The organism is Streptomyces violascens (assembly GCF_014649955.1).
Taxonomy (GTDB): Bacteria; Actinomycetota; Actinomycetes; order Streptomycetales; family Streptomycetaceae; genus Streptomyces; species Streptomyces violascens.
In genome coordinates this window covers 97,013-116,642 of record NZ_BMUA01000021.1, presented here as the reverse complement: position 1 = coordinate 116,642, position 19,630 = coordinate 97,013, and the positions used below count along the sequence as shown (strand labels likewise).

Annotated in this window: 14 protein-coding genes; 9 read left to right on the top strand and 5 right to left on the bottom strand. The window is 69.0% G+C overall.

The features are described from left to right. Positions 1-108: 108 nt before the first annotated feature. Both IE206_RS31125 and IE206_RS31120 read right to left on the bottom strand, forming a co-directional pair. Positions 109-861: a maleylpyruvate isomerase family mycothiol-dependent enzyme gene (locus IE206_RS31125; protein ID WP_189968007.1), complete on the bottom strand. Its 753-nt coding sequence runs from the start codon at positions 859-861 to the stop codon at positions 109-111. After that, positions 854-1,492 carry a TetR/AcrR family transcriptional regulator gene (locus IE206_RS31120; protein WP_226599141.1) on the bottom strand — a complete coding sequence of 213 codons (639 nt, stop codon included), beginning with the start codon at positions 1,490-1,492 and terminating at the stop codon, positions 854-856. The genes IE206_RS31125 and IE206_RS31120 overlap by 8 nt, the downstream gene beginning before the upstream one ends. A 1,129-nt stretch (positions 1,493-2,621) precedes the next feature. On the opposite strand from IE206_RS31120, the gene IE206_RS31115 reads away from it, so the two are divergent. From IE206_RS31115 to IE206_RS31105, 3 genes are all read left to right on the top strand, one after another. Further along, positions 2,622-3,377 carry a DUF8017 domain-containing protein gene (locus IE206_RS31115; protein ID WP_189968005.1) on the top strand — a complete coding sequence of 252 codons (756 nt, stop codon included), beginning with the start codon at positions 2,622-2,624 and terminating at the stop codon, positions 3,375-3,377. Between the two features lie 69 nt (positions 3,378-3,446). Then, positions 3,447-5,141 carry an outer membrane protein assembly factor BamB family protein gene (locus IE206_RS31110; protein WP_189968003.1) on the top strand — a complete coding sequence of 565 codons (1,695 nt, stop codon included), beginning with the start codon at positions 3,447-3,449 and terminating at the stop codon, positions 5,139-5,141. A gap of 426 nt (positions 5,142-5,567) precedes the next feature. Beyond that, positions 5,568-7,898: an Orn/Lys/Arg family decarboxylase gene (locus tag IE206_RS31105; RefSeq protein ID WP_189968001.1), complete on the top strand. Its 2,331-nt coding sequence runs from the start codon at positions 5,568-5,570 to the stop codon at positions 7,896-7,898. Positions 7,899-9,031: 1,133 nt separating this feature from the next. Here the strand turns inward: IE206_RS31105 and IE206_RS31100 are convergent. Further along, positions 9,032-9,376: a hypothetical protein gene (locus IE206_RS31100; protein ID WP_189967999.1), complete on the bottom strand. Its 345-nt coding sequence runs from the start codon at positions 9,374-9,376 to the stop codon at positions 9,032-9,034. Positions 9,377-10,239: 863 nt separating this feature from the next. On the opposite strand from IE206_RS31100, the gene IE206_RS43665 reads away from it, so the two are divergent. The 6 genes from IE206_RS43665 (at position 10,240) to IE206_RS31075 (ending at position 17,239) form a co-directional block, all read left to right on the top strand. Continuing rightward, positions 10,240-11,283, top strand: a complete 1,044-nt coding sequence (locus IE206_RS43665; protein WP_373301010.1) for an asparagine synthase-related protein — start codon at positions 10,240-10,242, stop codon at positions 11,281-11,283. 168 nt (positions 11,284-11,451) lie between these two features. Further along, complete coding sequence (locus IE206_RS43660) at positions 11,452-11,829, top strand: asparagine synthase-related protein (protein ID WP_373301009.1); 378 nt, start codon at positions 11,452-11,454, stop codon at positions 11,827-11,829. A gap of 26 nt (positions 11,830-11,855) precedes the next feature. Further along, complete coding sequence (locus IE206_RS31090; protein ID WP_189967997.1) at positions 11,856-12,110, top strand: lasso peptide biosynthesis PqqD family chaperone; 255 nt, start codon at positions 11,856-11,858, stop codon at positions 12,108-12,110. Further along, on the top strand, positions 12,107-12,556 hold the full coding sequence (locus IE206_RS31085) for a lasso peptide biosynthesis B2 protein (protein ID WP_189967995.1): 450 nt from the start codon (positions 12,107-12,109) through the stop codon (positions 12,554-12,556). Before IE206_RS31090 ends, IE206_RS31085 begins: the two co-directional genes overlap by 4 nt. Positions 12,557-12,660: 104 nt before the next feature. Beyond that, positions 12,661-14,388, top strand: coding sequence for an ABC transporter ATP-binding protein (locus IE206_RS31080; RefSeq protein WP_189968075.1), 1,728 nt, complete (start codon positions 12,661-12,663; stop codon positions 14,386-14,388). 1,147 nt (positions 14,389-15,535) lie between these two features. Beyond that, the gene (locus IE206_RS31075) at positions 15,536-17,239 is read left to right on the top strand and encodes a peptidase S8 (protein WP_226599140.1); all 1,704 of its coding nucleotides are present in this window, start codon (positions 15,536-15,538) and stop codon (positions 17,237-17,239) included. Positions 17,240-17,334: 95 nt separating this feature from the next. On the opposite strand, the gene IE206_RS31070 is transcribed toward IE206_RS31075, so the two are convergent. Both IE206_RS31070 and IE206_RS31065 read right to left on the bottom strand, forming a co-directional pair. Beyond that, the gene (locus tag IE206_RS31070) at positions 17,335-17,772 is read right to left on the bottom strand and encodes a hypothetical protein (RefSeq protein ID WP_189967993.1); all 438 of its coding nucleotides are present in this window, start codon (positions 17,770-17,772) and stop codon (positions 17,335-17,337) included. A gap of 642 nt (positions 17,773-18,414) precedes the next feature. After that, positions 18,415-19,020, bottom strand: a complete 606-nt coding sequence (locus tag IE206_RS31065) for a dihydrofolate reductase family protein (protein ID WP_189967991.1) — start codon at positions 19,018-19,020, stop codon at positions 18,415-18,417. Between the last annotated feature and the right edge of the window lie 610 nt (positions 19,021-19,630).

The following is a 19,630-nucleotide window of genomic DNA, read 5'->3' as shown; positions in this document are numbered from 1 at the left end:
ATGGCATCCCAGCAAGGCAAGGCTCGCGCCGGGCACTGACATCGCGTGTCGCCGGACAGGCGTGACAACCGCGTTCAGGGGCCCTGGCTCGGGTCGGTGGGGCGGCCGTCAGAACGGCACCGGTTGTCCGAGCAGGCCGTTTGCGGCGCCGCGTCCGGAGACGACGCGGCAGAACTCGATGGCATCGGCGCTGAGGTGCTGGCCCGCGCTGGTGGCGGCGAAGGTGCCGCCGGCCGGGCCGGTCAGCACCAGGGTGAACGGCCGGCCGTGGCGGCGGGCCCACTCGGCGACAACGTCGGCCACGATCCGGCCGTCGTGTTCGGGGGTGACGCGCAGGGGGCGGCCGGTGGCGCGGCACATGTCGATGCGGTGCATCCAGGTGTCCCGGGTCAGGATGACGTCGTAGAGGTAGCCCAGGGTCCAGCGTTCCCAGATGCCGTTGAACTCCACCCGCATCGGGATGCGCCGGGCCGGGGCGGGCAGCCTGCGCCTGGCACGGGCGGCTTTGGGCGCGGTGCGGGCCAGGGCGTCGAGGAGCTGCGGGACGGTGAGTGAGGCGCGCTCGGTAACTTGGACCTCGTTCACTCCATCGATGACGGGGCGGCCGTGTGCGGCCTTGCTGCCGGCGCGGCGGGTGTGCAGGAACTGGCGCACGGAGGAGACGTAGTCCATCATCCCCAGGACGTGGCCGGTCATGGCGCGCACGTCCCAGTCGGCGCAGTCGGTTTGCCGGTGCCAGTCCTCGGGAGCCAGTGAGCGGGCCAGTTCGGTGAAGCGGTCGTACTCCTCGGCGGCGAGGGTCGCGGCCGCGGTGCGGTCGATCGGGCGGGCCCGCTGGGCGGGCGCCGCGGTGTCAGTCATCAGTCGGCCCTCCTGGGCTCGTGCTGCAGGTGGGCGGATGGGTTGCCCGGGCTTGTGTGTGGGTCAGGAGCATCCGGGCGGCGTCGTCGATGAGCCGGGTCCAGCGGTCGCCTCCGGGGTCGTTGGCGATTTGCTGGTCGGTCAGGCCGGCTGCGACCGCGGTGAACATGTCCATGTGGGCGGGGTCCTCGATGCCCGCCGCTGCCAGCTGCCCCCGCAGCGTGTCGATGTTCCGTATGGCGATGGCATAGGACTCCGGGGTCGGCATGAATCCCGGGACGGTGCGCTGGAACAGCAGCTGGTACCTGGCTGGGTCCTCGGTGCAGAAGCCCACGAACATGCGCAGCACCGCTGCCAGAGTGGATTGTGGGTCGCCGTCGAGGGGTACCGCCGCCTGGCGTTGCAGGAGCGTCTGGCAGCCCTGCGCGAACATGGCGTCGAGCAGCGCGTTCTTGGAGTCGTAGTAGGAGTAGAGCGAGGGAGGCCGCAGGCCCACCCGCTGGGCGACCTCGCGCAGCGACAGCCCGGCGACCCCGTTCGCCCTGGCGACTTCCCACGCTGCCTCGCGGATCTCCGCCCGCGTCGCCGAACGGCGTTCGCCTCTCCGATCCCTTGTCGGTTCTCCTATCACGATTCGAGTATCCGTACACCATTCGCCCACCCACAACCCAAAAATAGGCAAAATCGATATTTCTGTACAGGTCGCCGTCCGGCTCCGAGTGGCACAGCAGGCGCCCGGTCTGCGTCAAGATCAACGACAAGGCCCGATCCAGTAGTGCCCAGGTGGCGGGTGGAGTAGGTCAAAGAAGCCAGGGGTCCCAAGCGTCAGGGGCCGACCCGTTGCCCTGAAGTGGCCAAGCACTGCCTGTTGCACGGCACGAAACTTGACCCCGTCACCGGAGCCGGACGTCCGCGCCCGGCCATGTCCGTCGCGCGTCAATGAGGGCAGTGGGGCGCCGTCAAGCCCAATCCTTTGGCCTGGTCCCCGGTGATGACTTCGAAACACCTCGACCTGCATGCTCGGGCCGCCGAGCGCGCGAGTGATCCGCTCCTGGGCAACGGGGGGCTTGGGGCAGCCTGGCAGGGAGCAGGGCGGCGGATGCGCCAGGCGGCGTTCTCGCAGTGCCTCCCCTGGGGGCACCGTAGCCGGGGGCCGTACGTGTCCGGGTGTGACGCGGGGCGGGGCGACGCCGATGCCTGACGCCTGGCAGGGGGTGGTGCCCGCCCGTGGACGGGCACCACCCCCTGTCGCAAATCGTCGCGGTGTCGGAACTCGCCAAGTCGACACGGACCACAGCATGACGCGTGGTCAAGGGGGTCTTGAGCCACATCGGCAATCGTGATGCGTGATGCCACTCTCACCACTCGGACCTCAAGTGAGGGAGAGTAGAGGGAAGTTCACCTCGGCCGTGACTTCCACGGCGAGGCCGGAGACACATCGCGTACGACATCGAGCGCCGCCAGGGGTGGCCGCCGGAAGGAGCTCTGCCGTGTCCCAGCCCTCCAGTGACCAGCCGCCGGGTGGCGCGGGTGGCGGAGTACCGCAACCGCCTCCGGCTCAGCCGGGGTACGGCTTTCCCCCGACTCGTGGCTACGGGCCGCCTCCTGGGGACACGTATCCGCAAGCGCAGGGGGGAGGCTTCGGGCCTCCCGGGCAGCCGGCCATCCCGCAGTATGGGGCGGGCGGGAGCCCGTTCGCGGCACCTCGGCCGCCGGACAACGAGAAGAGACGCACCGTCGTCGTCGCGATATGCGCAGCGATGGCCGTGCTGATCGCCGCCGTGGTCACCGGCGTGATGGTCCTCCGGCACGACAGGAACGGCGGCGACAGAGCCGACGCGAAGCCCAGCCCCTCCGCCTCCGCCCCTTCGGCCTCGCCTTCCGGCTCCTCCGGGCCGGGCGGGGTGAAGCCGACCATCGGGGGCTGGAAGGTGGTGGTGAATCCCGCTCACGGCACGGCCTTCGACGTCCCACCGGAGTGGCAGGTGGAGGCGCCCACCGTGTTCAGCGGCTACTCGGAGCACGGGAACCCGGACAAGGCTCTCATCGGACACACAGCCCCCGCCTTCTACAAGTCCCAGTGGTGCCGCATCGACACGGACGGCGACGGCAAGATCGACGACTTCGCGCTGGCCTCGGTGGGCACCAAAGGCGCGGACGGCGCGAAGAGCACCGACGAGGTCGCCGAGAAGTCTGCCCCGACCTGGGTGTACGCCGCTTACACGCAACCGGACAAGTCCGTCGTCAAGTGGGACAAGCCCGTGAAGTACACGACCAAGGCCGGTGTAGAGGGCAGTTACGTCAGGTCGCACTCCGAAGGAGCCAAGAAGACCAACAGGTGCACCGGCGACGGCCAGGCGATCGTGTTCGGCTTCAAGAACTCCAAGGGCGATTTCGTCGCCTGGGACTTCTACGGCAGGACGGGCGTCCCCGGTGCCGTCGGCGATGACGTCATCATGCGGGTCCTCAGCACCGTCCGGCTGTCAGGAACCCCCACCGGGCAGCCGCAGTTGTGACGTGGTTTCGAGCGGACATCGAATGATGGCGAAGGGCAGACACGTGACAAATCCGGAGGGAACACCGCAGTGACGCAATCACCCGATTCCCAGCCACGCGGTGATCAGCCCCCGCAGCAGCCGGTACCGGGCAACCCTTACGCCCAGCCCGACGGCGGGTACGAACGGCCGGACAGCGCATCGCCCGGCGCCGGTTACGGCTACCCGGGGCAGCCTTCGGCTTCCGGCAGCAGCCCCTATGCGGTCCTGCCTCCCTACCCGGGCGGCTACAGCGGTACGGGACAACCGTCACCCCCGCCGTCCCCACCCGGCGCCGGTCGAGGCCCCTTCCGGGACAGACGTGCCGTACTGGTTTCCGCGCTGGCCGCCGGCCTGCTCCTGCTGGGCGGCGGAGTGTACGTATGGGCCGGGAAAGGTGGCGACGGCCACGAGAAGCCGGGCGCGAAATCCACGGCTTCCGGGCCCTCGTCGTCCCCCTCGGTCGACAAAGGCGACGGGAAGGGCCCCGGGGGCGGCAACGACGCCTACGACTTCAACGCCGACATGAAGCCGGGCGAGGCGCGAGTCTGGGTGCGCGAGAACGACACCCGACTGACCAAGGAAGGCGCGCTGCAATACGGCCCGTGGCGGGCTGGTGACGTCGTCGCCAAAGCGATGTACAAGGAAATCACCGGATACGCGGTGGCCGACGGTACGCAGAAGTGGAGCACGTCCTTCGAGACGCCGGTCTGCGGCGCGGCGCGCCTTCTCTCCGGCACCGGCAAAGCCATCGTCGCGACGCAGGAGAACAACACCAAGGCCGCCCACTGTACGTACCTTCAGCAGATCGATCTCGCCACGGGCCAGGTCGGCTGGAAGGTGACGGTGCCGCAGGAATCGTCGTACGACACCACCAATCAATTCACCCTCGCCGTCTCCGGCGACACCGTCGTGGTCCACCACGGCGCCTATGCGAGCGGCTTCTCCGTCACCGACGGCAGCAAGCGGTTCGGTTCGTGGAAGACCGAGGGCTGCAGCCCGTACGACATCGGCGGCGGCCCCAAGCTGATCAGCGTGGGTCTGTGCAGCTCCGATGACATCAACAAGACCCAGAGCCTGGTCGAGGAACTCGATCCGGCGACAGGCAAGTCCAAGTGGAACTACAAGTACCAGCAGGGCTGGAGCGTCACCGCGGTCCTCTCGTCGGACCCGCTGGTCGTGGCCGCAAGCAACACGGACAAGAAGACGTGGAATCTCACGGCGTTCGCCCCGGACGGCAAGGTCCGCTGGCAGGTGGAGCCGAACTTCAAGACCATGGGCGGGTGCGACGGCCACGACGGCCAAGGCCTTGACGGGTGTACGGCCGCGGCGGCCGACACCGGCACCCTGTATCTGGGAACGGAGGGCTCGGGCGGAGCCATCAGCAGCTACCCGGAGACCAATGAGGTCGTCGCGATCGACCTCGGCAACGGCAAGGAGAAATGGCGCACCAAGGACCCCAAGGGTCGGGCCATGCGGCCCCAGGCCGTCGAGGGCGGAAAGCTCGTGGCATACGTGCAACCCGGCAGGGTCCAGGACGCGGCCGCCATGGCCACCTTCGCCCCGACGGGCGGAGCTCCCCAGGTAGTGCTGCAGAGCCCGGAAGCGGCGATCGGCGGCGAACGCGCCTTCTTCCTCAATCCGCACATGCTCTGGTCAGGCGGACGGTTCTTCATGCTCAACGGCCGAGTGCAGAGCCCGTCCGACAAGGGGAAGGACCACGCGCTACTTTCCTTCGGCAAGTGAACGGTCCTGCCGATGCGGACTGCCTCGGCCCCGGGCCGCCGGGCACGCCCTCAACGGGAGTGGACGGCAATGCCGTTGGGAACCTGCCATTCCGCTCCGTGGTCGAGAGCGTTGCGCACGATGATGCGGCCGCTGTGGTCCCGGGTGGCCAGAGCGGCCGCTCCGACGCCATCCACAAGACGATCTACCGGAGCGGAGATGCCCGGGGAGCTGGTGGGGACCACCCCTGCTGAACGCTTTCTCAGGGACCCGGGTGGCAGGTGAGCAACTCGGCGTACCTGACAGTTCCGTACTCCCGGTACCTCCTGCGAGTGAAGCACGCAGTGAAGGGCGGCCATCGTCCGGGACGTGCCGAGAGACTCTGCCATGCGTCGACCACATCGACCTCACGGCAGCACGGCGCACCCCACGACGAAGGCGGATGTCATGGCGAACGGTACGGTCCTGCTGGCTTTGCGGGAGGATCCGTTGGGCGGCGGCGCGAGTTCCGAGCAACTGCGCCGTATCGGCAAGGAGATGGAGAACAAGGGGCTGGAACTGCGGTGGGCCGCCAGCGCCGGCGACGCACGCGCCACTCTGCAGACGGAAGCCGGGCTCGCGGCGGCCGTCGTCGCCTGGGACCTGCCACGCGGCCGGGGGAGCGCCGTCGAAGAGGGCGGCGGCGCCGAAGTCCTGCGGCACATCGCGCGCCGTTTCAAGGATCTGCCTGTCTTCCTCCTCATGGCCGACGAGTCCGACCAGGACCTCGAACGCCTCCCGCTGTGGGTCTCCGAGGCCGTGGTCGGCTACATCTGGCCTCTGGAGGACACCCCTGCCTTCATCGCCGGCCGCGTCGTCAGCGCCGCCCGCGCCTATCACAAGGATGTCCTGCCGCCGTTCTTCAAGGCGCTGCGCCGTTTCGACGACGCCCACGAGTACTCCTGGCACACCCCGGCGCACGCGGGCGGCGTCGCCTTCCTGAAGTCCCCCGCGGGGCGGGCCTTCTTCGACTACTACGGCGAGCGCCTCTTCCGCAGCGACCTGTCGATCTCGGTCGGCGAGCTGGGATCGCTCTTCGAGCACAGTGGCCCGATCGGCGAGGCCGAACGCAACGCAGCCCGGGTCTTCGGCGCCGACCGTACCTATTTCGTCCTGCACGGCGACTCCACGGCCGACCGCATGGTGGGCCACTACAGCGTCACCTCCGACGAGATCGCACTGGTGGACCGCAACTGCCACAAGTCCGTGCTGCACGGCCTGGTCATCTCCGGCGCCCGGCCCGTCTACCTCGTACCGACGCGCAACGGTTACGGCCTGGCCGGCCCGCTGCCCCCGGCCGAGACCGACGCGGCGGCGGTCGCCACCCGGATCGCGGCCAACCCGCTCGCGGCGGGCGCGGTGTCGCTGGAGGCCCAGTACGCGGTCCTCACCAACTCCACGTACGACGGGCTGTGTTACGACACCGTCGCGGCGGCCCGCGCCTTCGCCCCCAGCACACCGCGCCTGCACTTCGACGAGGCCTGGTTCGCCTACGCCCGCTTCCACCCCCTCTACGCCGGCCGCTATGGAATGGCGGTCGGACCCGACACCTTCGAGGGGCCCGATCGGCCCACCGTCTTCGCCACGCAGTCCACGCACAAGCTGCTGGCCGCGCTCTCGCAGTGCGCGATGGTCCACGTCAGGTCGGCGCCCCGGGCCCCCGTCGAACACGAGCGGTTCAACGAGGCGTTCATGATGCACGGCACCACCTCGGCGCTCTACCCGGCCATCGCCTCGCTGGACGTGGCCACTGCCATGATGGACGGCGCGCAGGGCCAGTGGCTGATCGACGAGGCGGTGACCGAGGCGATCCGCTTCCGCCAAGCAGTCGTCCGCACCGGCCGTCGCATCGCCGACGCGGGCGACCGGCCCGCGTGGTTCTTCGGCGTCTGGCAGCCCGACACCGTTACCGTCCCGGCCACCGGCGAGCGCATCCCCTTCGCCGACGCCCCGCCGGCGCTGCTGAGCCGCGAGCCCGGCTGCTGGTACCTCGAACCCGGCGCCGACTGGCACGGATTCGCCGGCCTCGGCGAGGGTTACTGCATGCTGGACCCGGTCAAGGTGACCCTGACCTGCCCCGGTGTGACGGCCACCGGCGAGACCTCGCCCTGGGGCATTCCGGCTCGGGTCCTCACCGCCTACCTGGCAGGCCGTGGCATCGTCGTGGAGAAGACCGACAGCTACAGCACGCTCGTCCTCTTCTCCATGGGCATCACGAAGGGCAAGTGGGGCACCCTGATGGACGCCCTGATGGACTTCAAGGCCCTCTACGACTCGGACGCGCCGCTGGAGCGGGTCCTGCCCGCTCTGATCGAGCAGTTCCCGCGCCGGTACGTCGGCACCACCCTGCGCCGACTGTGCCAGGACATGCACGAACACCTCACCCGCGCGGAGCTGATCACCGCGCTCGACACGGCCTTCCAGCAGCTTCCGGAGCCCGTGGAGCCGCCCCGGCGCTGCTACCAGCAGCTGATCCGGGGCGGTACCGAGCGCCTGCGGCTGGCCGAGGCCGCGGGGCGGGTGGCGGCCGCGATGGTCACCGTGACGCCGCCGGGCATCCCGGTTCTGATGCCCGGGGAGTCCGTCGGCGCCCCCGACGGCCCGCTGCTCCGTTACCTGGGCGCGCTGGAGACCTTCGACCGGGCCTTCCCCGGCTTCCACAGCGAAGCCCACGGAGTCACGATCGACCCGGAGAACGGCGACTACCGGATCGAGTGCGTACGCCTGCCGGACGCCTGACACGCTGAAACGGGCGGTGCGGACCTGCCCGGACCAGACGCCAGAGGATTGCCGACCACACATGGCCCGGGGGACACGTGTGGTCGGCCTCCAGGTCGTACAGTTCCGAGTCGGTCGACAAACGCACCGGGCTGACGGAGGCCTACCCGATGCGCCCGCGGCAACACGGACCCCTGGGCCTGCGCGGAGTTTGGACCCCGGCGCAGGATCAGGGTCCCGCTGGTCGCCGCGCCCCGGCAAGGGCGTGGAGATGGTGGTTCATCTGGCTCCCCGCAGGCACATTCGTGCCGCTGCTGTGCGCAGATGCCGGCCGCGTTTGCACTACGCGTTCGACACCTGGATGGCAAGGAAGGTCCTGTCCCGCCTTCTCAGATCTTGCCTCTGCCCCACCTGACGTCCGGTTCGCCGGTGAGACACGGGGCCGAGTGAGACGGCCCAGGTCATCGCACTGCCGCGGGGAGAGGCCCACGAACTGCTGGAGCGCGTCGACGGCAGACCTTCTGCGACGCCGCGGGCAGCGGAGAGCGCGAGTACGCGCTGACAGAGCAGGCCCGGCCGCTGAACAGGCCGCCTCCCCTCTTCCGGCGCTGCGTGCCGCGGGACGTCTGCGTCGCGCGCCGTGAACTGGCTGCCCGCACCGCCCTATCGACACCACCACCGATCAAGGCGGTTGAGACGGCTTCCGTGTCCTGCACGACGGCCAGGACGTGATGGTCGTCGTGCAGGGTGGGCCCCTGGATGCGCCGCGACCGAGCACATCGGCAGGCGGCTCAATGATTCGGTGCCGGAGCCCACGGGCCCCGGCTGCGCAACTTGGCGGGTAGGCCGGGAGGTTGGACCCCGTGGGAAGCCACCGGGAACAGTGCCGGGCAGTGCTGAGGGGGCGTGCGGGGACCGTCGCCCCGTGACGGCTCCTGCCTGCCCGGCGTTTCCGCCAGGTCGGTAGGCGGCGCTCCGGTGCTGTCACGACCTTCCTGCTGCTTTCTTGGCCATCCTCAGTGCGAAAGACGGATCAAGCCCAGCTCGGAGGCCGTGAATGATTTCTGGACAGGTGCCTTGGGCGAAGTTGATGCGGTCTGCCGCGAGAGCGGAGAGCTGGCTATCGGTCGCATCTCGGGGGACGCCCATGAGCTTCATCCGGAGGCCTCGAAGCGCCTGCGAATCGCTCTGAGCGCTATCGGCTTCATAGGCGAGCAGGTCCTCCCTCGTGCCGCCCTCGTACTCCCCCCGACGCCCGCAGCTTCCGCGGTCGCGCCGGGAATGAAATTGGTATAGGCCAGAAGTGTGTTGATTGTGTCTCGGGGAACGAGGGGTTGCCCGGTGATTGCAATCTTGTCGCCCTGTCCGACGGAAAATGAAACCTCTCTCAAATGGTTTGTGAAATCCCTGAGCATCCCCTGGGTGTCCGCCATCATTTCATGCTGACGGCTGCCCCGTTTGTCGTTGCGCATGAATGCCAGGCCAATCATGTCCTTCATGTGACCGGAATGAGAGATGGCATTCGCGAGAATGAACCGAGCCGCCTGTCCTGCGGAACGCCTGATGATTCCCTGGCGGAGAAGGCCCAGGTGGGCGACCCGGGCAGTCGTGCGCGATGGTGCCGGGTAAGGGGGAGGGGCGACGGCCTCCGGAGTGAGAAGCCGTGACTGTCCCTTCGTCGGCCTCGACCTGGGAAGTAAGGTATGGCTTCTCGGTTACCCGGTCCGCATGGACGGTGGGAACCGGGGCCCGGACGGAGGGACCCAAGCGGGGGGAACTGGTCTGCGTGCCAGAGCTGGCAATGTTTGTTTCGTACATGATTCTGGCCGGACCGCTCATGGAGGAGCTTCGCTGAGCCTTGCTTCTGTTGGCCCTGCTGGAACTCTCTGCCGGAGGCACCGGAAATTCTACGGGCGCTCCGTCGAATCTCAAGGCATTCGCATGGCACTGCCAGTTGTCGCATTCGGTATTGCACTGGACGGGAGGCTGCTTATCGAGATGCGCGCCCCACTGCGTAATAGTCTTCACCGATCTTCGTGCCGGTGTCCAGGCGGACGTCCATGAGGCCGCCTCGAACACGTCTATGGCGCAAATGTATGCGATTTGTTTTATAGCTGCGCATTTAGTCGTATCGTCTGATGGCTGGGCGGCGCTGCTACGTTCTGGGTGACAGCGAATCTCCCTGGGTTGGACGGAAGTTGCGTCTGACGTCGGGGCGGTTCTCCATCTCCCTCAGGAGGAGAAAGGTCATGAAGAAGTCGTACGAGGTCCCCACTCTCGTTCGGCGCGGCGACTTCCGTTCTCGCGGTGTTCGGCTGCTGCCCCCGTCACGCCGGCCGAACTCGAGCGCCATGCCGAGCGGTTGACAGACCTGGCTCAGCTCGACTCACTCGCCCGCACGCTGCCGGGCAGTTTCCACCTGGTGGCGTCGCTGGACGGCCGGGTGCGGGTGCAGGGCACCGCTTCCGGGCTGCGGCTGGTCTTCCACGCGGCCGTCCAGGGCATCGCGGTGGCCGCCAGTACCGCCGACCTGCTCGCCCGAGCCACCGGGGCCACGCCCGACCGTGGTGAACTCGCCGTCCGGCTGCTGTGGCCCGTCCCTCATCCGCTCTACGAGACCTCCGTGTTCCAGGGTGTCCGGGCCGTCTCCCCGGGGGACGCGCTGTATCTGGCCGCGGACGGGAGTACCACGCGGACTTCGTCCTGGTGGGTGCCGCCCGAGCCGGCGCGGACGCTCGCTGCCGGGGCGCCGCTGGTCCGGCAGGCACTCACCGAAGCGGTGGCGGCTCGAACGGACCGTGGCGGGGTGGTGAGTTGCGACCTCTCCGGTGGTCTGGACTCCACCTCGGTCTGCTTTCTCGCCGACCGCTCTCCAGCGCGGGTCATCGCCTCCACCTGGCCCGGCCGGGATCCGGCCGATGACGACCTGGGGTGGGCGAAGCGGGCGGCGAGCCACCTGCCCGAGGTCGACCACGTCGTATGGGACGCCGACGAATCTCCACTGGTCTACACGGACTTGCTGGACATCGACGACCCCATGGACGAGCCCACCATCGGCGTGATGGACCGCGCCCGGGTCCTGCACCATCTGCCTGCGCTCCGGGCGCGCGGAAGCCGGCTTCATCTGACGGGCATCGGCGGCGACCACATTGCCTGGTGCTCGGAGGCGTACTACCACCGCCTGCTGCGCCGCCATCCAGGGGTGGCGTTGCGTCAACTGCGGGGATTCAAGGTCTTGTTCAACTGGCCATCGGCCGCCATGGCTCGGGCGCTTCGCCGATGCGCGGCCCTACCGGCGGTGGCTGGCGGACGCCGCCGTGCGCCTCCGCGACCCACTGCCCGCCGCCGCCATCGGCGCTCTGGGCTGGTCGGCCCCGCCCCGTCTGTTCCACTGGGTCACCCCTGAGACCGAAGCGCTGGCCCGCAATGCTCTGTTGGGGGCCGCCGCCACTGCCCGGCCGCTGCACCCCGACCGCGGTATGCACACCGACCTGGAGGCCATCCGCGCCTGCACGCGGATCATCCGCATCTGGGACGGCATGGCGGCCCGGGCAGGCCTCGTGATGGCCTCGCGATGGCCTCGCCCTTCCTCGATGACCGGGTCATCGAGGCCGCCCTCGCGGTGCGGGCCCGTGAACGCGTAACCCCCTGGGCCTACAAACCCTTGCTGACCACGGCCATGCGCGGCATCGTGCCCGATGAGTGCCTGCGCCGCACCAGCAAGGCCCAGGCGTCCATGGACGCTTCCAACGGGCTGCGAGAACACCGGGGCGACTTGCTGGCCCTGTGGGAGGACTCCCGCCTGGCCGCTCTGGGCCTCGTCGACCGCAAGGCGCTGTGCGACCTGGCCCGCCGCCCGGCAAGCCCCGGCCTGCAGCACGCCATCCTCTACTCCACCATCGCCTGCGAGGTGTGGTTGCGCGGCCTCGAAGGCCGTACAGCCACGCCATGACAGGACCCATGAAAGGGGCACGGCCCATGCCACTGCGACTCGCCGCCGGCATCTCCACCGCCCACACCGACTACGGAACGGTCCTGCTGAACCAGCGCAGCGGGGAGTACTGGGAACTCAACCCCACCGGAACCCTCGTCCTGCGCACCCTGCTCGACGGCGGCGACGAAGCGGATGCGGCAAAGGTGCTGGTCGCGGCGTTCGACACCAGTCCCTCGCAGGCGGCGCACGATGTCGGCGAACTCACCGCACAGCTCCGGTCCAGCGGGCTGGCGTCATGAGCACACCCAGCGCGCTCGTCCGCCCGGACGGAGTTCCGCTCGCGCACCGCCTCGGCGCCCACGCCGTCCTTCCGATGGCACGCCTGCTCGCCCGGCTGCCGCCACAGCACATCACCGCGGTGCTGGCGGTCTTCCGCCGGCGTGCCGTCGCCGCGACGCCCGGGCAGGCGCAGGCCGCCCGGGACGCGGTGTGCGCGGCGAGTCTGCGCTGTGCCGGGCCGCAAGGGTGCCTGCCGCGCTCGCTGGGCACCGCGCTGCTGTGCCGACTGTGGGGTGTCTGGCCCACCTGGTGCACGGGGGTGCGGACGGTGCCACCGTTCGCCGCCCATGCCTGGGTGGAGGTCGATGAACGGCCGGTGGGGGAGGGCGTTCCGGACGACTACTTCAGCCGGCTCCTCGTCGTCGCTCCCGACCGCGTCGGCGCCGCGGTACGGGACACACCGTGACCGGGCATCCCAGCGCGGATGCCGAGCCCCGCCCACAGGACCGCGACACCGCACCGGGCGAGCCGGCCACCCCGCAACGGTGCGGCCGCGGCGCATTGGCCACCATGCTGTGGCTGACCTCGGGACACCGGCGCGTCATCGGCGTGGCCACGGCGCTCACCTTGGCCGGTTCAGCGATGGGACTGGCCCAGCCGCTCGTCGCACGGGACATCGTGGACGCCGCCCGGCACGGCCGGATCCTGTGGCCCCTGGTCCTGCTGGCGGGCCTGTTCGCGGCGGAAGCGGTCACCGGCGCGGTGGGCCGGTTCCTGCTGGAACGCATGGGCGAAGGTGTCATCCGCACCATGCGGCACGGGCTCATCGGCCACCTGCTCCGCCTGGACATGCGAGCGTATGGCCGTCACCGCACCGGTGATCTGATCTCCCGGGTCACCGCGGACACCACCGTCGTACGCGAGGCCACCGCCCAGGCTCTGGTCGACCTGGTCTCCGGCGCACTGGTCTCCCTCGGCGCCGTGGCACTGATGGCCTGGCTCGACCCACTGCTGCTCGTGCTGGTCGCCGCGACCGTCGGCGCGGCCGCCCTCATCGTCACCTCGCTGCTGTCCGGAATACGCGCCGCCGCCGAACGCACCCAGAGCGCCGTCGGCGAGATGGCCGCCGACCTCGAACGGGCCCTGGGCGCGCTGCCCATGGTGCGGGTCCACTGCGCCGAAGACCGCGAAGCCGCACGCATCGGCACCCGCGTGGAGAGCGCGTACGCCGCCGGGGTGCGCACCGCCAGGCTGGCGGCGTTCATGAGCTCGGCGGTCGAACTCGCCGTGCAGGGCTCCTTCTTGCTCGTCCTGGTCATCGGCGGCATGCGAGTGGGGAGTGCCGACTCGCTGGGCGAACTGGTGGCGTTCCTCCTTTACGCGTCCTACCTCGTCATCCCGCTCTCCTCGGTCTTCCGCGCCATCGGCCTGATCCAGCGTGGCATGGGCGCCTACAAGCGCGTAGACCAAGTCCTCGCCCTGCCAGGGGAATCGCCCAGCCCAGCTCGCGCGCCCCTGCCGGCTTCCCGGCCATGCCCGGTCACCGCCGGGCCCGCCGCCGCCCTTGCCTTCCGCGAGGTCCACTCCGCCTACCGGACGGGCCGGCCCGTGCTGCGCGGCATGTCCTTCTCGGTCCCGCGCTGCGGCCAGACCGCACTGGTGGGCCGCTCCGGCGCCGGCAAGACCACGGTCTTCTCCCTCACCGCCCGTTTCTACGAGCCCGACGCGGGCACCGTGCTCTTCGAAGGACGTCCCGCGCCCGAACTCACCCGCCGCGCCTGCCGGTCCCGGATCGCGCTGGTCGACCAGAACACCCCGGTCGTCCACGGGACCCTCTGGGACAACATCACCTACGCCATGCCGGACGCCGACCCGTCCGAGGTCGAACGCGTCATGAGGATGGCCAACCTCACCGAGCTCGCCGACCGGCTTCCCGACGGCGTCCACAGTGTCCTCGGCGAACGCGGCGCCACGCTCTCCGGCGGCGAACGCCAACGCGTCGCCCTCGCCCGCGCCCTGCTCACCCGGCCGACCCTGCTGCTGCTCGACGAGCCCACCTCACACCTGGACGCGCTCAATGAAGCCGCCCTCAACAAGGTCATGCGTGACATCGCCGCCCGGTGCGCGGTGCTGCTCATAGCCCACCGGCTCTCCACCGTGCAGAACGCCGACCGCATCTACTTCCTCGACGCCGGCCGAGTGATCGCCGAAGGGACCCATGACGAACTGCTGGACCGTAGCCCGGCCTACCGCGAGCTGGCTGACGCACAAGTGCTGCGCGCTCCCTGCAGCGACTGACCTGAGCGGGGCGAGACAGAGCTGAGGAAGCTGACCGCGTGCGGCTGGAAGGGGATCGGTGGTCATCCGGCAAAGGTGGTGCGGAAGATGCCGGGTGATCGGGGCCAGTGCCGCCGGACGATGGGGTCATGAATGACATCCCTGCAGTGGAACCGGGGCAGCACACCACCGGGAGCTCCGACTGCTTCGACCTGATTCCTTCGCAGGCTATCGGGTGCTGTCGGTGACAACTACCCGAGCCTCGGCACACCCTTTGTCGTCCGGGGCGTTAGTGGGGCATGGTCGTCCAGCGGAATCTGTATGCGCCGTCCACATACGGTGCGAAGGTTCAGGTCCACTCGTCGAAGTCGCCCTCCGTGCCGTTCACCATGAAGGCCGTAGTCCGGTACCCGACGTCGCCGTCATTGCCGACGACTGGTACTTCACCTTCCATGCCCGGCCCCCCAGCCGCCGCAACCCGACCAACGAGTCGGACCGGATGCCCGCCCGCATCGCGGCCTTCGTGAACCGGGTGCCGGGCCATGTTCCACAGCTGAAGTCTGTTCGCAATCCGGCAAAAAGAACAGGTGGGCCCCAACTGACTCTACGGCGCAGCGTGGTTGAGGTGACGGCCCCGACTGCTGTGGTCAATGAGTGGTCAAGATCAGCTCATGCATTTCTGTTTACCGGTTCAGGTGCAGGCTAATTCCTGTCCAGCCACGAGTAATGACCCGCCGGATGTTTACCTGCTCTGGTCCTGGTCTGTCCGGCCCGTTCACATCCATGTAACGAGTTGAGTGGATGAACCCGAGGTCATACCCGTTGACCGGTGCTCGTCAAGTCTGCTTTGCTTCGGCCCGGCGAACGGTGCCACCACAGCCCGTGGTGACAGTTCGTTAGATAAATGAGGTTCGCGTTTCGGTCCGGGGGCTTACTTCCCTGTCTGCGGAGAGAGCAATTCCCCGCGAAACGGCCACCGCATGCCCAGGGGAATCCCCTGTGCAATCGCGGTTCCGCTTTCCGCTGCTCTCTTCACGCGGATATTTCGGCGGGGTGGTGAGTGTCTGTTCCGGGCGCGCCCCGGTATGCCGTTCGCCGCTGTCCAGCCGAAGCGGTCACTCGCGTCGATCGACGCGAGGTGACCGGTACGAGAGAGGCGCCCCCACCCATGGGTATCCCCCATATATCAAGAACCGCGCAGCGGACCGCCCTGACCGGGCTCGTCTCGCTGGCCTTCGCCACCACCGGCCTGGTCGCGGCCGGTTCGGTCCAGGCCGCCGACGTGTCGGCCTCGGCCACCCCACATGTCAAGCGGCTCTGCTCGCAGCCCACCAAGCACCGGGTGATGGCCTGCAAGGCGCTCGCCCGCACTGACATCGTCCAGCCGCACGCGCTCACGGTCAACGCGGTCTCGCCGCTCGCGGTGCCGTCCGGCTATGGCCCGTCCGACCTGCTGAGCGCCTACAAGCTGCCCGCGAACGGCGGTGCCGGTGCGACGATCGCCATCGTCGACGCCCAGGACGACCCCAATGCCGAGTCCGACCTGGCCGCCTACCGCAGCCAGTACGGCCTGCCCGCCTGCACCACGGCCAACGGCTGCTTCAGCAAGATCGACCAGAACGGCGGCACCAACTACCCGACGGCGGACGCCGGTTGGGCGGGCGAGATCTCCCTGGACCTCGACATGGTCTCGGCGATCGCCCCCAACGCGCACATCCTGCTGGTCGAGTCCAGCACGGCCAACATGAGCGACCTGGGCACCGCGGTCAACACCGCCGTCGCCCAGGGAGCCAAGTACGTGTCCAACAGCTACGGCGGCTCTGAGGACTCCTCCGACCTCACCGCGGACAACCAGTACTTCAAGCACCCAGGGGTGGCGATCACCGTATCGGCGGGCGACTCCGCGTACGGCGCCGAGTACCCGGCGGCTTCCCAGTACGTGACCTCGGTCGGCGGCACCGCCCTGAAGCGCGACTCCAGCACCCGTGGCTGGTCCGAGTCGGTGTGGCACACCAACAGCACCGAGGGCACCGGCTCCGGCTGCTCGGCGTACGACCCCAAGCCCAGCTGGCAGACCGACAGCGGCTGCTCGAAGCGCGCCATCTCCGACGTGTCGGCCGTCGCCGACCCGGCCACCGGTGTCGCGGTGTACGACAGCTACCAGGCCAGCGGATGGAACGTGTACGGCGGCACCAGCGCCTCCGCGCCGATCATCGCCGGCGTCTACGCACTGGCCGGCACGCCCGGCACCGGCGACTACCCGTCGAAGTACCCGTACGCGCACACCAGCGCGCTCAATGACGTCACTTCGGGCAGCAACGGCACGTGCTCACCGAGCTACCTGTGCACCGCCGGCGCCGGCTACGACGGCCCGACCGGCCTCGGCACCCCGAACGGCACCACGGCCTTCGCCACCGGCGGGAGCACCGGGGGCGGCAGCGCGCTGACCAACGGCACCTTCGAGGCGGGCACCCTGAGCGGGTGGACCTCCACCGGTTCCGCCGCCGCGGGCACCGACGCCGCCCACACCGGCAGCTACGGTGCGTTGGTCGGCTCGTCCAGCCCGACCAACACCTCCTCCATCGCCCAGACCTTCACCGCGCCGGCGGGCAGCTCCAAGGTCTCCTTCGCCTACGACGTGACCTGCCCCGACACCGTCACCTATGACTGGGCCACCGCCACGCTGAAGGACAACACGACCGGCACCACCACGACGGTCCTGCCCAAGACCTGCACCAGCGGCGCGGGTTGGAAGACCGCTTCCGGCTCCCTGACCGCGGGCCACAGCTACACCCTCACACTCACCAACAAGGATGACGACTACGCGGGTGACGAGACGTACACCTACTACGACGACGTGACCGTCTCCTGACACCAGACTGACGTGTGACGTCACCGGTATGCACCCGGACCCCCCTCCCACCGAGCGTGGGAGGGGGGTCCGTTGCTGTCGTGCCGAGTGCTTGGCTATGAGCAGGTCCCCGTGCCGAGCGCGTTGAGGTGGCAGGTGAACGTGAACGTACGCGTCACGGTCTCCGCAGTCGCGTCGAGCTGCGTGTCGGTCGCCACCACGACGGGATGGTCACCGGAGTTGACCACGCCGAGGTCCAGGGTGAGCGGGATGTTGAGCGACTCGGTTCCGCCGTTGCCGGTTTCGTGGGCGACTCCTTCGCCGACGTCCACTCCGCCGTCGAGCACCGTGCCGGTCAGGGTTTCGCTGGCTCCGAGCTCCGTGTGGAACAGACCGTCGGCGAGGTCGTGGGGGATATGTGCGATGACGTCGATGCGGTCGATGCGGATGTCCAGGTTGTTCGCCGCGCTGGCGGACGGGGCGGCGGTGCTCAGTGCTGCGGCGGTCAACAGCAGGGCGGCGAGAGCGGAGAGAGTGGATCTGGCGTTGCGCATGGTCTGTTCCTTCCTGACCACGGGGCCGCGTGTGCGCAAGTGCGGCGTGCTGTGTACGGACCCCGCTTGCTCGTAGTGTCCTGCGGGCGGGGTACAGCGACCAGACTGGTGAACAGGGCGTGAGGGAGCGCTGAGGCGGCGTACGGCACCTGAATTGCTCGGGTTCGGCAGGGACTTCAGAGCGAGCGTGCTACTCGGCCGGTGGGTGCCTCAGGTGGTCAGCTGAGCGCATGGTTGGCCACCGAATGGAGCGGCTGCTGTGGCGTGGCGGGGGCGAGTTGACGCCCCATTGCTGGGTGGGGTCGAGCGGGTCGCAGAACGCCACGGTGACGGTCCCCGGCCCGGCTGCCGGTGCGGCGACGCACCGTCCCGAGAGCCGGTTGGTGAAGTTGAACACGGTGGTCTGGCGGTGGTATCCCAGGAGCCATTGCTCGTCGGATCCGCTTCCATGGCGCCGCCCCGTCCTGCACCCCGTCGCCGACCCGTACACAGCATCCGGAACCGCCGTCCTCACCGGAGGGCATGAGGCCGCCGAATGCATCGAGCACCCGGCCCGAGGCCGGGATCTGTGGTGGCGCAGGCTGGCCGGACTCCACGTAGCGGGCAGCTACTCGTGGTCTGCCCGGGTCCGAACGAAGCCGCTTAGTAGCTGTCGTAGCTGGGCTTTCCGTTGGGCCGGTAGACGGCGACGACGGTGCCGCCCTTCGTCGTCGAGACGTTGACCGGCTCCAGCGCAGTGGGGATCGTTCCGTCGGCGAAGAGCCGCTTGCCGGTGCCGATGATCACCGGGTGGATGGTCAGCCGGTACTCGTCGACCAGGTTGTGCCGCATGAGGGTCTGGGCGAGGTCGCCACTGCCCACGACGTTGATAGTGCCGCCGTCGGACGCTTTGAGCTTGCGTACGGCCTCGACGATGTCGCCCTCCAGCAGCGTGGAGTTCTGCCACTCGACGGATGTCAGGGTCCGAGACGCCACGTACTTGTGCATGCTGTTCATCCGGTTGGTGAACGGGTTGTCGGGATCGGCGGTCGGCCAGTACGCCGCGAAGATCTCGTACGTCTTGCGGCCGAGCAGCATCGCGTCGGAACCCTCGTACCAACCGGCGATGGCCGTGCCGACCTCGTCGTCGGCCACCGGCTTCTGCCAGCCGCCGTGCTCGAACCCGCTCCCAGCGTCCTCGTCCGGACCGCCTGGCGCCTGCATGACGCCGTCCAGTGTCAGGAACGTGCAGATGGTGATCTTGCGCATGGTGCGCTCCCTTCGTCGAGGGGTAGACCGCACAACCGCCGGAAACTCATCGCGGATCTTCCGTGGCGCAGTACCAGGGCTGCCGATGCCCAGCGTGCTCTGTCTGCGCATGCCAGGGGCGAGAGCGCTGCTGCCCTCCACGCGAAGCTGTTCTCGGTCTCGGCGCGTACTCCGCCGTCGTCCCCCTTGCCCCGTACGCCGATGCCGTCGGCCCGGCCGAGCACGGCCGACGAATCCGCGGCCTCCCGGGCGATGTCCCTGTGGAGAGGCTCGCCACCACCCTGGAGACGCTGACCGAAGCCGGCCTGAGGCCCGGATTCCTCCAGTATCCGGGCGGCCTTCACGGTCCGAAGGCGTTTGTGGCTCACGGGCCCGGACGGTTGCCGGATCGAACGTGGCGATCCCCCGAGGGCCAAGGGGGACGTTCGGCGTCGCTGTGTATGGTGCGCCGGGTTCCGGCAAGGCGGATTAGGCGTGAACTGGACTGGCGGGGGTCCGTGCAGTGCTCGACCATGGGGGAGGTTCGGGTTCTCCCCGGCCGTATGGAAGTGGGCGGCCCCGGCTCCTGTAAAGAGTCGGGTCGTCCGTTCCCTCGATGGCCTCGGCGCGA